Raw genomic sequence first — 13710 nt, 5'->3', positions numbered from 1 at the left:
ATGATGGATCTACGCCAGTTCCACGTGCTGAGGGCGATCGCGGTCAGCGGCTCGCTGGCCGGGGCTGCCCGCCGGCTCCACTACGGCCAGCCCACGATCAGCTACCACCTCGACGCGCTGGAGACTCACCTCGGCGCCCGGCTGGTCGAACGCGGTCCCACCGGTGCGGTCCTGACCGACATCGGGGCGATGGTGCTGGAGCACGCGGCGGTCGTGCTGGAGCGGGTCGAGAGCGTGGAGTCGGACGTGGCTGCGCGCCTGGCCCACGGCGTGTCCACGCTGCGGGTCGGCGCGTTCACCACGGCCGCGACCAAGCTGCTGCCCGGCCCCCTGCGCCGCGCCACCGAGGGCAGCGACGTCCGGATCGAACTCACCGAGGCCGAACCCCTAGACCTCCTCACCCGGCTCCGGGCCAGCTCACTGCACTGCGCCCTGATCTACGACGTCGCAGCCGCCAAACCCGCCCACATCACGACCGCGAACCCCCGCCACGACCCGGCTGCGCAGCCTGGCCATGGCTCGGCGGCGAAGCTCGACCACGGCTTGGGTGCGCCGTCCGGTCGCGATTCGGTGGTGGAGTCTGGCCACGGTTCGGGGGTGGAGGCGCGTGAGGGTGGGGGGTCGAAGGTCGGGGCGGGGGTGAGGGGGCGGTACGGGGCGGATCTGCGGGTTCGGACGTTGATGGATGATCCCTATCGGTTGCTGCTGCCCGGAAACCATGCCTTGGCTGCCGAAGATGGGCCTGTCGATCTTGGGTTGCTGGCGGGCGAGGGGTGGATCATCTCCAGTGGCTCCTATGACCCGAGTGACCAGACCCTCTATGCGACCTGCCAGTCCCTCGGGTTCCGTCCGCGCATCGCGCTGCGGGCCGACAACTACAGCGTGATCCACGGCTTCGTCGGCGCCGGGGGTGCGGTGGCGCTGGTGCCGGAGCTCGCCTTCGAGCAGGGGTACGACGTGGTCTCCCGGCCTGTGCTTCAGGATGTGGGCGCACGCGGGATCCAGTTCGTCACCCCCGCCGGGCCCCGCCCCGCCGTCGTGGATCGGCTCTGGAACGAGCTCCATAGAGCATATGGAGGTGGTGCAGAAAAGCGGGGCGTTCCGGTGCGGGACCCGTCGCTGTGAGGATGCGGTCATGACCCGATTTGGCGCGATGTATGGTCCCGATCTCACTTTCCTCGGCGTTCCCGCTTGCGACCTGGACGATCCGGCCTCCTGGGACGAGGCCGAGGTGGTCATCCTGGGCGCGCCGTACGACGGAGGAACGTCCTACCGGGCGGGCGCCCGCTTCGGTCCGGGCGCCATCCGGCAGGCCTGCTATCTCGAACACGACGGCGTCCGGCCGTCGCTCGCCCTCGGCGTGGACAGCCTGCTGGATCTGCGGGTGAAGGACGCCGGTGACGTCATGATGCTCAGCGGTGACGGCTACGCGGCGCACGCCGCCCTGGAGCAGGCGGTTCACACGGTCGCGGCGGCCGGCAAGATCCCGCTCGTGCTCGGCGGTGACCATTCGATCGCGCTGCCCAACATCACCGGCGTCGCCCGCGCGGCCGGCTGGGGCAGGGTTTCGGTCCTGCACTTCGACGCCCATGCCGACACCGGCGACAGCTCGTACGGCACGCTCATCGGGCACGGCCAGCCCATGCGACGGCTCATCGAGTCCGGGGCGGCCAGAGGCGACAGGTTCCTGCAGATCGGGCTGCGCGGCTACTGGCCGGGGCCGGAGACGTTGCGCTGGATGGCCGAGCAGGGGATGCGCTCGTACGAGATGACCGAGCTTGTCGAGCGCGGACTGGCCGAGTGCCTGAGCGAGGCGGCCGAGATCGCGCTGGACGAGTGCGACGGCGTGTACCTGTCGGTGGACATCGACGTCGTCGACCCGGGCATGGCGCCGGGAACGGGCACACCGGAACCGGGCGGCCTGACCTCCCGTGAACTGCTGGACGCCGTGCGCCGCCTGTCCTACGAACTGCCGATCGTGGGGGTCGAGGTGGTCGAGGTCGCCCCCGCCCACGACCACGCCGACGTGACCGCGATGCTCGGCAGCCGCGTGGTGCTGGAGGCGCTGTCCGGCCTGGCCAGGCAACGGGCGGAGAAGCGCGGCCAGCTTCAGCCGTGGAAGCCCGCCGAGCCGCTGCTCCAACGGCACACATCCGGCGATGTCAGCCCATGACGGGTGCTCCTACAACACGGGTCACGCGATGTCCGTCGATGACGGGGTGCCGCTGCCTCGATGGCACAGCTCCCACGATGTGAGCGGGTGACGGCTGTGTGGTTACCGCCCCGCCGTGTGTCAGGCGATGTCGGCTGATGAGGGGTCGGCGGAGGTCAGGCCGGAGGCTTGGAGGGCTGTTTCGAGGGTGGGGTGGATGTTGAACTGGCGGTAGGCGCCGGTGACCTCGAGGATGCGGGCGGGCCGGGGTTGCACGGTGGCCAGGTGGAGGGTGCCGCCGTGCTCGCCAGAGGCGGCTCTCAGGTGGAGGAGCAGGCTCAGGCCGGTGCTGTCCATGAAGGTCAGCCCGCTCAGGTCGAGGACCAGGGGCAGCCCCGGCTCACTGTGGCGTTCGGCGACGTAGTCCGCCAGCTGTGTGACGTTGCCGGCGTCCAGCTCACCGGTGACGGTGATCAGCGTGCCACGCAGCATGCTGACGGTCATCAAGGACAGCGGCGTCATCATGACCTCGGTGATCTCCCCGGGCAGAAGCTCCACTCAACGGCGTCACCCTACTCTATGGGCGAATGGCAATACAGGAAAGATATTTCAGTATACGATGTTCCTATAACAGTGGTCGCGCGGGGGACGAGAGAGTGAACGCCGTGCCCGAACCTCAAGGCGAAAGCCCGCCCGGCTGGACCTTCCTCACCCACCACGCCCGGGTCCTGCCGGAGATCGCCCGCGATCCCGAGGTTCGGCTGCGCGACATCGCCGCCACCATCGGCATCACCGAGCGCACCGTCCAGGGCATCGTCAACGACCTGCACGAGGCCGGCTACCTTACCCGCGAGCGAGTCGGCCGCCGCAACACCTACGTGCTCAACCCCGACCGCCACCTCCGCTACCCCACCGAGTCCGGCTTCGCGGTCCGCCACCTGATCGAGATCTTCACCGAATCCAGGCCGCCCACCTGACCCATGTTAAGAATCTTTGACACCGTGTCCAAGATGCTTTACCTTGGCGATGTCGGTTTTTCTTGACATGGAGGAGTGTCGTGTCCACCGAGGAAAAACGTGTGTGGGTGTACGCGGCGGTCGCGCTCGCGATCCCCGTCGTCTACTTCGCCAGCGTCCTCCGGCAACTGCCCGGGGCGGACGTCACCCGGATCACCTACATCCCGGCCCTGCTCACCGCCATCGGCGTCGCCGTACTCGCGAACATCGTGGCGTCGATCGCCACCGCGATCGCCGCGCCGAAGGAGGCGGGCCTGAAGGACGAGCGCGACGCCGGCATCCGCCGGTACGGCCAGCGGGCCGAGTATTACGTGCTGGCCGTCAGCGTCGCCGGCGTGTTCGCGCTGACCCTGGCCGGAGCCGCGCACTTCTGGATCGCCAACGCCCTCTACCTGGCGTTCGTGCTGTCGGCGCTCGCCTCGGCGATCGTCCGGATCGTCGCCTACCGCAGGGGTTTCTGAGCATGGTCAAGCCCACCAAGGTGACGAACTCGATCCGCGCGCTGCGCTTCGCCAGCGGTGAGATGACCCAGGCGGACCTGGCCGAGCGCGTCGGCGTGACCAGGCAGACCGTCATCGCCATCGAGCAGGGCCGCTACTCGCCCTCGCTGGAGATGGCCTTCAAGATCGCCCGCGCGCTGGGCGTCAGGCTCGACGACGTCTTCCAGTATCCGGAGGACGGGGACTGACGGCGGGTGTTCCACGATGGAACGGGATGTCACGCCCCTCTGGTGACACGTCACTCTCAGAGGAGGCACCTCATGCGCAAACACCTGCTGGCGATCCTGGCGGCGGTGGTGACCGTGGCGGCACTGACGGGCGCCGCGCCCGCGCAGGCATCGGTCGGGACCCTCATCCTCGGCCAGAACCAGTCCCTGGGCGGGCTGAACTGGACCTTCAGCGAGACCAACGGCAACCTCTCGCCGACCGGCAGCGACGACCGGGCCAGCTCCCTGCGGGTCACCGGCGACTCGGCCTGGGTCGTCTACCAGCACGACAACAACGGCGGCCGCGCCTACTGCGTCCTGCCCGGCCAGAGCATCAACGACCTGCACCACCGCTGGTGGCAGTTCGGCGACACGATCTCCTCGGTCCAGCGGCTCATCGGACCGAACTGCTTCAACTTCCCCATGTTCCTGAGCACGACTCTCTGACCAGGACGCGCCTGGATAGGGTCGGCTCCATGGACGTGATCGCATGGCTGCGCGACTCCGATCCGGCGCTGCGCTGGCAGGTCGAGCGCGATCTGGCCGGCGAGCCGCCGAGGGTGTGGGAGGCGACGCGGGCGAGGATCGCGGCCGAGGGCTTCGGCGCCCGGCTCCTCGCCCTCCAGGACCCGGACGGCCAGTGGGCAGGAGGCGCCTTCTTCCCCAAGAAGCACTCTCCGGAGGAAGACGGGCAGCCCTGGACGGCGACGACCTGGACGCTCACCACGCTGCGGGAATGGGGGATGGATCCGGCGGTCCTGCGCGAACGCCGTACCGCCGAACTGCTCGCCGAGAACTGCCGGTGGGAGTACGACGACCTGCCGTACTGGGACGGCGAGGTGGACTGCTGCATCAACGCCTGGACGGCCGGGAACGGCGTGTGGCTCGGCGCCGACGTCAGCGGCATCGCCGAGTGGTTCCTTGGGCACATGCTGCCGGACGGCGGCTGGAACTGCGAGTGGGTCAACGGCTCGACCCGCTCGTCGTTCCACTCGACGCTCAACTCGCTCAAGGGGCTGCTCGCCTACGACCTGGCGACCGGCGGCACCGAAGCGACCCGCGCCGCCCGGCGCTCCGGCGAGGAGTACCTGCTGCGGCGCGGTCTTTTCCGGCGGCTGTCCACCGGTGAGCCGGTAGGGCCGTGGGTGGGGCGGTTCGCGTACCCCGTCCGGTGGCAGTACACCGTGCTCAACGCGGCCGAGTACTTCCGCGAGGCCGCGCTGTTCGACGGCGCCGAGCCCGACCCTCGGATGGCGGAGGCGATCGAGCTCATCCGGGCCGCCCGGCGTCCGGACGGCACCTGGGAGCAGGCGTGGCGGTATCCGGGGCGGGTGTGGTTCGAGGTGGACGCGCCGGTGGGGGAGCCGTCGAAGTGGCTGACGCTGTCCGGGACGCGGGTGCTGTCCTGGTGGGACGCGCTTATCCGTGTTTAACCGTCGCCTCTGTTGTGTGGCCTTGATCGGTCCGCACACGACACGAGGCAGGACACATGACCCTCCACCATGCCGACCGGCGCACGTTTCTCAAAGGGACGGCGGCCCTGGTCGCCGCCGCCGGAGCGAGTACGGCGCTGCCCTTCGCGGCCGAGGCCGGCACCGAGGACCCCGGCCAGCTGTTCAAACAGGGCAGGTTCGCCGACGCCGAACGCGGCTACCGCCGCCTGCTGCGCCAGGACCCGCGTGACGCGCACGCCCACGCCCAGATCGGCTACATCGCGCTGCTGTCCAACCGGTTCGGCACCGCGGAGGCGCACCTGTCGAAGGCCACCGCGCTGGCTCCCGGCGACATCGCCTCCACCCAGCGCCTGGCCGAGTGCTACGTCCGCCAGGACCAATTGGCCCGCGCGGTCCCGCTGCTGCGCCGTACCGGCCGCCCGCGCGACGCGGCGTTCGCGAAGGTCTACTCCCACATCGAGGGCACGCCCTGGAAGGTGTCCGGCGCGCGCAGCACCCGCGTGCCCTTCCACACGCTGGATCCCGTCCCCTCGGTCGAGGCGAGCATCAACGGCGGCCGGCCGGAGAAGTTCTACCTCGACACCTACGCGACGCTGGACCTGTCGAAGGAGGTGGCGGAGCGGGCGGGGCTGCGCGCGCTGGCCACGTTCGAGGGCGGGGTCGTGGACGCCCATCCCGTCGTGCTCTACTTCGGCGTCCTGGAGTCGTTCAGGATCGGGGACATCGAGATCCGCAACATCCCGGTGCAGTGGAACGACGCGCAGCGGCCGCCCCTGCCCGACGGCTCGCAGGCGGCGGGCGCGTTCGGCACCACGATCTTCTACCACTTCCTGACCACCATGGACTACGCGGGCAAGGCCCTGCTCCTGCGGCGCACGCCCGGCGCCCCGCGCGACGAGATCACCCGCCTGCCGCTGTGGCTGGCGGGCGACCACTTCCCGTGCTCGGTGGGCAGCCTCGGCGACCACCCGCCCAAGATGGTCACGATCGACACCGGCGGCATCGGCAGCGCCCTGGACACCACGGTGGCGATCGCGGAGCAGTACGGACTCACGGTGGACTACGCCAACCCGCGAGAGCGGTTCGGCATCAAGACCTACCCGGTCACCGCGGAGCGGGCCGCCCTGGGCAACGCGGTCAGGCACGACGTGCGCGGCAACGCCGCCGAGAAGGTCTTCCCCGGACTGCCGGGCCCCGGCCAGTCGGCGCAGTTCGGCTTCGACATGATCGCGAACTTCACCCACGAGTTCTTCAAGCCGTACGCCGTCACCTTCGACTACAGCCGCATGCGCATGTCCATCAGCCGTGGACGTCGGTAAGGGCCTGGTCGAGGATGGCGGCGCCCCGGGTGATCTCCTCGTCGCTCGCGGTCAGCGGCGGGGCGATCCTGAAGATGCCGCCCATGCCGGGCAACTGCACGATGTTCATGTGCAGCCCTAGCTCGAAGCAGCGCCGGGTGACGGCCGCGCCCAGCCGGTCGGCGCCGCCGGCGCCCAGCACCTCGTCACCGGCCAGCTCCACACCCAGCAGCAGCCCGCGCCCGCGTACGTCCCCGACGACGTCGTGCCGGGCGGCGATCTCGTCGAGCTGCCCGCGCAGCATCGCGCCGAGCTCGCCCGCCCGCTTGTCGAGGTGGTCGCGCTCCAGCACGTCCAGGACGGTGTTGCCGACCGCGGCGGGCAGCGGGTCGCTGACATGGGTGGTGAAGAACAGGTACCCACGCTCGTGCGCCCGCTGCTCGATCTCCGCGCCGGTCAGCACGGCCGCCAGCGGCAGCCCGGCGCCGAGCGTCTTGGACAGCGTGAGGATGTCGGGCACCACGCCGTCGTGCTGGAAGGCATACCAGTCCCCGGTACGGCACAGCCCCGTCTGCGCCTCGTCCAGGATCAGCAGCATGCCGCGTTCCCGGCATTTCTCGGCCAGCGCGGCGAGGTAGCCGGGCGGCAGCTCGACGACGCCGCCCGAGCTGAGGATCGGCTCGACCAGGCACGCGGCCAGGCTGCCGACCGACTGGGCGTCGATCAGGTCGAAGCCCAGGTCGAGCTGGCGGCGCCAGTCGAGCTCGCCGCCCGCGTCGACGATGCCGGGACGGAAGCGGTCGGGAACGGGCAGCGCGAAGTTGCCCGGCGCGGCGGGCCCGTAGCCCTTGCGCCCGGCGCTGTAGGTGGCGTTCGCGGCGGCCATCGTCATGCCATGCCAGGACCGGGCGAACGACACGATCTCATGCCGGCCGGTGACGAGCTTCGCCATCCGCACCGCGGCCTCGTTGGCCTCGGCCCCGGTGGTCAGCAGCAGCGCCTTCTCCAGCGGATCGGGCAGGGACTCGGCGAGGCGGCGGGCGAGGTCGACGACGGGACGGCTGAGCATGCCGCTGTGCAGGTGGTCGAGCAGGCCGATCTGCTCGCGCACGGTCTCGACGATCGCCGGGTGGGAGTGCCCGAGGATCGCGCTCATCTGGCCGGAGGTGAAGTCGAGCAGCTCGCGGCCGCTCTCGGTGAACACCGAGGTGCCGTGCGCGCGGGCGATGAGCTCGGGGGTGAACGCGGCCTGGCCGCTGTAGCGGATGAGGTGGCGGGCGGATTCGGGAACCATGCCACCGACGTTAGGCACGCACCGCCGCACGCGTCCATCGCCCGGCGCGGCTAGCGGATCTCGGGCAGGTCCCGCAGCTGCCTGCGCGAGGTGAGCCCGAGCTTGCGGAAGATGTTGCGCAGGTGGGCGTCGATGGTGCGCGGGCTGAGGAAGAGCGTGGCGGCGACGTCCTTGGAGGTCGCGCCCTCGGCCACCAGCCGCGCGATGTGCACCTCCTGCAGGGTGAGCTGCTCCGCCTCGGTGGTACGGCTGCGCGCCTGCTCACCGGTGCCGCGCAGCTCACCGGCGGCTCGTTTGGCGAAGGCCTCGGCGCCCAGCTCGGAAAGCTGCTCGTGCGCCTGCCGGAGCTCCGCCCGCGCGTCCCGGCGCCGTCCCTCCCGGCGCAGCCACTCCCCGTAGAGCAGGTGGGCCCGCCCTCGGTTGACGGCCATGGGGCCGGTCCGCAGGTGCTCGATCGCCTCCAGGTAGCCGTCCTCCTCGCCGGTGACCAGGGCGCGGCAGTACGCCTCGACGCCCAGAGCCCAGCCCGTGCCCGCGGCCTCGGCGCGCGCGGTCAGCTCGCGCAGGGCGGCGGCGGCCCGCTCGGGGCGGCCGGAGCGCACCGCGGCCTCGATCAGCTCCGGCAGGGCCAGACCCGACATGCCCAGGTCGCCGCTGGCGGTGGCGGCCTCGGCCGCCTCCAGCGCGGCGGGGTAGTCGGCCAGGCCGTTGTGCAGGACGGCAGCGGCCCACCGCGCGCTCAGGCTCATGCGCGGCGGCACGTCCGCGAAAAGCGCCATCGCCTCCTCACGCCGACCACGAAGGGCGGCCAGGTGCAGGCGCGGATAGACCAGGGGTGCGGCCCCGGTCGCCGAGGCGATGGCCTCCTCCTCCGAGATCATCTCGGCCGCCGGGCCGAACGCGCCCGTGTGCGCGCGGACGGTGGCCAGCATGGCCAGGCCGATCGGCACCAGGTGGAAGGCGCCCGACTCGCGTCCCGTGGCCACGACCCGCTCGGCCGTGCCGCGCATCACCTCGATGTCCCACAGCTCGGCGGCGGCCAGGTAGCCGAGGGAGGGGCGGCCGGCCCAGACCTCGTCGTCGAGCCGCCGCACGATCGGACGCAGCGGCCCGGCGGCCGCGGCATGGCCTTGGGTGACGAGCGTGACCAGGCCGTCGAGCACGGTGTCGGTGCTGGTCCCGGTGCCGGGCGGGGCGGACCCGGCGGCGTCCACGATGGCGGCCAGCTCGCCGGTCAGCACGCCCATCTCCATCGCGTCCAGGTAGCAGGCCCGCGAGCGGGCCGGGTCCGCGCCGGCCAGGGCACGGGCGGCCCGCAGGAGGTAGGCGGCCGGGTCGCCGCCGCCCCGGTAGCGGGCGAAGGACAGGCGGCCGCGGAGCACGTCGAAGCGCGGGTCGTCGCTCTCCACGCTGCTGAGCAGGTCGGCGGCGACCTCGAACGCGCCGACCGCGAGCTTGGCGCGGGCGGCGGCCAGCACACGTTCGACGCGCGCTTCGGGATCGGTGGTCAGCGCGACCGAGCGTTCCAGGAAGGCCGCCGCGGCGGCGATGCCGCCACGGGCCTGGGCGCGGGCGGCCGAGGCGTCGAGCTCGGCGGCGATCTCCTCGTCCGGGCCGATGGCGGCCTGGGCGCGGTGCCAGGCGCGCCGGTCGGGTTCGGCCGCCGGGTCGGTGGCCTCGGCCAGGGCCGCGTGCGCCCGGCGGCGTTCCCCGGCGGTGGCGGCGCCGTAGACGGCGGAGCGGGCCAGCGGGTGGCTGAAGCGGATCCGGGTCCCGAACTCGGCCAGCCCGCCGGTCCGCGCCGCGGCGTCGGCGGTGATGCCCAGCTGTTCAGCGGCCCGCCACAGCAGGGCCGCGTCGCCCACCGGCTCGGCCGCCGCGACGGTGAGCAGGGTTCTGGCCGGTTCCGGCAGGGCCCGCAGGCGGGTCAGGTAGCTCTGTTCGATCACGGTCGGGACGTCGAAGCCGCCCGCCAGCCCGGCCAGTCCCGCGGTCCTCGGCAGTTCGAGCAGAGCGAGCGGGTTGCCCCTGGACTCGGACAGGATGCGGTCGCGGACCCGCTCGTCCAGCGGCGCGTGGACGGCCTGCGCCAGCAGCGCGCGTGCCTCGGCCTCGCTCAGGCCGCGCAGCCCCAGCTCGGGCAGGTCCGCCAGCGCGGCCGGTCCCGGCTCGCGGGCGCCGAAGACCATGGCGATGCGTTCCGTCCCGATCCGGCGGGCCAGGAAGGCCAGCGTGTGGGCGGAGGCGTGGTCCAGCCACTGGGCGTCGTCCACGACGCACAGCACCGGCCGCTCGCGCACCGCGTCCAGCAGCAACCCCAGGGCGGCCAGGCCGACCATCAGAGGCTCTGGTGTGCCGGAGGCCAGCCCGAACGCCACCTCCAGGGCCGTGCGCTGCGGCGGGGCCAGGTCACCGAGGCGGTCCAGGAGCGGCGCGCACAGCTGATGGAGCACGGCGAACGGCAGCTCCATCTCGAACTGCGCGCCCGTGGCCCGGATGACCAGGAAACCGGCCGCGGCCTGCTCGGCCTGCCGCAGCAGCACGCTCTTGCCGATGCCCGGCTCCCCCTTGACGACGAGGGCACCGCCCCGCCCCTGCCGTGCGGCATCGAGCAGAGCGGTGAGCTGCGCCGTTTCGGCGTGGCGGCCGAGCAACGTGTCCATGGGCAGACACTTTAGGGGGCCTTTTCCGTCGCCTCCTTCAGGTGGCGCAGCCAAGTGGTCAGCGACCCTTCGAGCGCGGCGCGCATGCCCTCCACGTCCGCGCGGATCGCCGCGCCGTCCCACGACTCCTCGGTGTGCACGTGTACGGCTCCCGCCTCCTCGCGGAAGGTCCACAGGTGCAGGCCGTCGATGCCGTGGGCGGGACCACCCCACAGGATGCGGGCCAGCGGCTCCGCCTGGTGCACGGTCGAGGTGATGTCGAGGCCGAACGTGCTCCAGTGGAAGACCGCGCCGGGGATCAGCGGGCTGTGGGCGGAGGCGGTGGTGATGTCGCGCTGCCAGGCGGGCCAGCCGTTCACGTCGGTGTGGAGGCGCCAGACCCGCTCCAGCGGCGCGTCGATCACGGTGTCGAGGCGGACGACGACGGCGGCCTCGGTGTCGATGGCGGTGATCACTTGGTGTCCTCGATCCAGTGTCCGTGGATGCCGGACGGCACCCGGCGGGGAAGCTCCACGGTGGCGACCGTGGTCAGCTCGGCGGCGTCCAGCACGAGCAGCTCGGACGCGTCGGCCTTGAGGTCGCTGACGACGGTGAGCAGGTAGCCGTCGTCCTCGTTGTTGCTGCCGGCGGCGGGCACGAAGACGGCCTCGCCGGGCATGCGGTGCTCGCCGTGGGAGAACAACCGCTGCCGGCCGCTCGCCGTGTCGAACTTGACGGTGTGATAGCCGGACAGTCCCGCGCCGGGGAAGGCGATGGCGTAGCTGTAGCGGTTGGCGATGCCGGTGTGGGCGTCGTTGATCGCGGGGAACTCGACGTTCAGGCTGTCCAGGGGCGCCTCGGTGGCCTTGCCGGTGGCCGGGTCGAGGATCCAGCGGTGCAGGGTCGCGCCGGACAGCGGGCTGGGGCCGTACGCGGGCGCGCCCACCCACCACTTCCACGACGACTCCCACGCGGCGCGGTCGAAACGCGGCCCTTCGAGCACCACGCGCCCGTGGGCGTCCACGTAGGAGTTGCTGACGTGCAGCAGCGTGCTCTGCTCGACCTCGAACCAGGTCACCCGGTCCGACTCGCGCGGCATGACGCCGACCCGGAACGGCACGTCGTCGTGCCAGCGATAGGGGATGCCGGACTGCTCGGCGTGGTCGAAGACGACGGGCGAGCACATGAACACCGCATGCTGCGCGGTGATCGCGAAGTCGTGCATCAGCGACGGCCCCGCCCCCTCGATCACCTGGGTGCGCACGATCTGCCCCGAGGCGTCGGCCACGTGGTAGGTCAGGTACGGCGGGAAGGGGCTGTAGCTGAAGAAGTGCAGCTCACCGGTGACCGGATCCTCCTTCGGGTGGGCGGTCATCGCGCTGGTGAGCTTCCCGCCGAAGTCGAACACGCCGACGGTGTCGAGCTCGGCGGTCACCTCCCAGGGCAGGTTCGCCTCCTGCAGGGCCAGGTAGCGCCCGCCGTGGAAGATGATGCTGGTGGCCGCCGCTGAGACCTCCAGCTCCGTGCCGTGGAAGGGCACTTTTTCCAGGTACGGCGTGCGCACCCACCGGTTGCGGTACCACTCGGCCCGGCCACCGGCCAGCCGGATGCCGTGGATCATGCCCGAGCCCTTGAACCAGTGGGCGGGCGTCACCCCGGGCTTCGGGTTGTGGCCGTTGCGGAAGTAGCGGCCGTTGAGCTCGGGCGGCAGCGTGCCGCGCACGGTCAGCTCGTGGGCGGTGATCTCGTCGGTGACCGGCGTGTAGTGCCCGGTCAGGTACGGCTTGGCGAGTTCCTTCATGAGGGTGCCTTTCCAATCGAGACGATCGTGATGAGCAGGGTCAGCGCGGCGCAGGCGAGGAAGGCCCCGCCGTACGTCGGAAGAAGGGCCAGCGCGGACAGGCCCACGGCGCCGCCGACCTGGCGGGTGGCGTTGACCAGCCCGCCGGCCAGGCCGCTGTCCTCGGCGGGGACCCCGGCGGAGGCCCACGCGGTCAGGCGGACGAAGGCCACGCCGAGCCCGGCGCCGATGAGCAGCGACGGCGCGATCAGCGCGCCGGTGAGCCCGAGCCAGGCCAGGCCCGCGGCGAGCAACAGCAGGCCGACGGGCAGGACGGCGCGACCGCGGATCCGCCCGGCGGCCCAGGACGCGATGGTGATCATCAGGGCCAGGGGAAGCTGGGAGAGCCCGGCCTCCAGCGGCGTGTAGCCCAGGTCCCGCTGCTGGTAGAGCGGCAGGAAGTAGAACAATCCCAGCCAGACCGCGCCGAGCAGCGCCATCAGCAGGTTGGGCCGGGCGACCACCGCCATCCGGGCGGGCAGCAGCGGGTGCGGCGAGCGGCGCTGGATGACCACGAACACCGCCAGCAGCGCCAGCCCGGCGAGCGCCGCGGGCCACAGGCTGGTGAGGCCGTAGGTGAGCGCGATCAGGCCGGCGACGAGCGTGGTCGCGCCCGGCAGGTCGAGGGCGCCGCCTCGCGGGGTGTCGGCGGGCACCAGCCGCCAGGTGGCCGCGATGACCGCCAGGGCGAACGGGACCAGGACGGCGAAGACGGCGCGCCAGCCGTACAGGCTGGTGAGCAGGCCGCTCAGCAGCACGCCCGCCGCGCCGCCCGCGCCGGAGACCGCGCCCCACACCCCGAGCGCGGTCCCGCGCCCCTTCGCGTCCGGGAACAGGCGCAGCACCAGGGCGAGCGCGGTGGGCGCGAGGAGCGCGGCGCCGAGGCCCTGGACGACCCGTGCGGCGATCAGGATCGCGGGTCCGGTGGCCAGCGCGGCGGCCAGGCTGGACAGGGCGAACAGGGTGGCGCCGATCAGGAAGACGCGGCGCAGTCCGTACACGTCGCCGAGCCGGCCGCCCGGCAGCAGGATCGCGCCGAAGACCAGCACGTACGCGTTGATCACCCAGGTCAGGCCGGCCGGCGACATGGCGAGGCCGGTGCGGATCTGCGGGAGGGCGACGTTCACGATCGAGGTGCTGAGGACCACGAGGAACTGGGCGGTGGCCAGTGCGGCCAGGGGCGCCCAAGTGGCGGTTCGGGGAAGTGCGGTGCCGTGCATGACTTCAAGGTCGCAGCGCGGCCCCGGCATTCGCGTCGGTGGTTTTCACCTATATGCCGCCTTGTGCGCCGCTATCGCAACCTGTAGG

General features: G+C 71.8%; 14 protein-coding genes. 8 read left to right on the top strand and 6 right to left on the bottom strand.

Features of this window, described 5'->3' with window-relative positions:
* Together HNR40_RS23035 and speB are read left to right on the top strand one after the other, a co-directional pair.
* Positions 1-1125 (top strand): LysR family transcriptional regulator, encoded by a 1125-nt coding sequence (locus tag HNR40_RS23035; RefSeq protein WP_184964614.1) that lies wholly within the window; start codon positions 1-3, stop codon positions 1123-1125.
* A 10-nt stretch (positions 1126-1135) separates the two neighbouring features.
* Positions 1136-2173: an agmatinase gene (speB, locus tag HNR40_RS23030; RefSeq protein WP_184964612.1), complete on the top strand. Its 1038-nt coding sequence runs from the start codon at positions 1136-1138 to the stop codon at positions 2171-2173.
* A gap of 120 nt (positions 2174-2293) precedes the next feature.
* Here the strand turns inward: speB and HNR40_RS23025 are convergent, their stop codons facing one another.
* On the bottom strand, positions 2294-2710 hold the full coding sequence (locus HNR40_RS23025) for an STAS domain-containing protein (protein WP_184964610.1): 417 nt from the start codon (positions 2708-2710) through the stop codon (positions 2294-2296).
* 107 nt (positions 2711-2817) lie between these two features.
* Here HNR40_RS23025 and HNR40_RS54845 point away from each other — a divergent pair, with 107 nt between their 5' ends.
* The 6 genes from HNR40_RS54845 (at position 2818) to HNR40_RS22995 (ending at position 6647) form a co-directional block, all read left to right on the top strand.
* Positions 2818-3129: a helix-turn-helix transcriptional regulator gene (locus HNR40_RS54845; RefSeq protein ID WP_312896483.1), complete on the top strand. Its 312-nt coding sequence runs from the start codon at positions 2818-2820 to the stop codon at positions 3127-3129.
* Between the two features lie 80 nt (positions 3130-3209).
* Positions 3210-3629, top strand: coding sequence for a hypothetical protein (locus HNR40_RS23015; RefSeq protein ID WP_184964606.1), 420 nt, complete (start codon positions 3210-3212; stop codon positions 3627-3629).
* A gap of 2 nt (positions 3630-3631) precedes the next feature.
* Positions 3632-3856, top strand: coding sequence for a helix-turn-helix transcriptional regulator (locus HNR40_RS23010; RefSeq protein WP_184964604.1), 225 nt, complete (start codon positions 3632-3634; stop codon positions 3854-3856).
* A 72-nt stretch (positions 3857-3928) separates the two neighbouring features.
* Positions 3929-4321, top strand: coding sequence for a beta/gamma crystallin-related protein (locus tag HNR40_RS23005; protein WP_184964602.1), 393 nt, complete (start codon positions 3929-3931; stop codon positions 4319-4321).
* Positions 4322-4350: 29 nt separating this feature from the next.
* Positions 4351-5307 (top strand): squalene cyclase, encoded by a 957-nt coding sequence (locus HNR40_RS23000; protein ID WP_184964600.1) that lies wholly within the window; start codon positions 4351-4353, stop codon positions 5305-5307.
* Between the two features lie 56 nt (positions 5308-5363).
* Positions 5364-6647, top strand: coding sequence for a tetratricopeptide repeat protein (locus HNR40_RS22995; protein WP_184964598.1), 1284 nt, complete (start codon positions 5364-5366; stop codon positions 6645-6647).
* Here the strand turns inward: HNR40_RS22995 and HNR40_RS22990 are convergent.
* From HNR40_RS22990 to HNR40_RS22970, 5 genes are read right to left on the bottom strand one after another with little or no spacing between them, the layout of a single operon-like run.
* The gene (locus HNR40_RS22990; RefSeq protein ID WP_184964596.1) at positions 6628-7920 is read right to left on the bottom strand and encodes an aspartate aminotransferase family protein; all 1293 of its coding nucleotides are present in this window, start codon (positions 7918-7920) and stop codon (positions 6628-6630) included. The genes HNR40_RS22995 and HNR40_RS22990 overlap by 20 nt on opposite strands.
* A 50-nt stretch (positions 7921-7970) precedes the next feature.
* Positions 7971-10583: an ATP-binding protein gene (locus HNR40_RS22985; RefSeq protein WP_184964595.1), complete on the bottom strand. Its 2613-nt coding sequence runs from the start codon at positions 10581-10583 to the stop codon at positions 7971-7973.
* 11 nt (positions 10584-10594) lie between these two features.
* Positions 10595-11038 (bottom strand): SRPBCC family protein, encoded by a 444-nt coding sequence (locus HNR40_RS22980; RefSeq protein ID WP_184964593.1) that lies wholly within the window; start codon positions 11036-11038, stop codon positions 10595-10597.
* A complete protein-coding gene (locus HNR40_RS22975) occupies positions 11035-12363 on the bottom strand; it encodes a carotenoid oxygenase family protein (RefSeq protein WP_184964591.1) in 1329 nt (442 codons plus the stop codon). The genes HNR40_RS22980 and HNR40_RS22975 overlap by 4 nt, the downstream gene beginning before the upstream one ends.
* Positions 12360-13622 (bottom strand): MFS transporter, encoded by a 1263-nt coding sequence (locus HNR40_RS22970; protein ID WP_184964589.1) that lies wholly within the window; start codon positions 13620-13622, stop codon positions 12360-12362. The genes HNR40_RS22975 and HNR40_RS22970 overlap by 4 nt, the downstream gene beginning before the upstream one ends.
* Between the last annotated feature and the right edge of the window lie 88 nt (positions 13623-13710).

The sequence above is a fragment of the Nonomuraea endophytica genome (genome assembly GCF_014203235.1).
In the GTDB taxonomy this organism is placed as follows: domain Bacteria; phylum Actinomycetota; class Actinomycetes; order Streptosporangiales; family Streptosporangiaceae; genus Nonomuraea; species Nonomuraea endophytica.
This window is presented reverse-complemented; position numbering and strand designations above follow the sequence as displayed.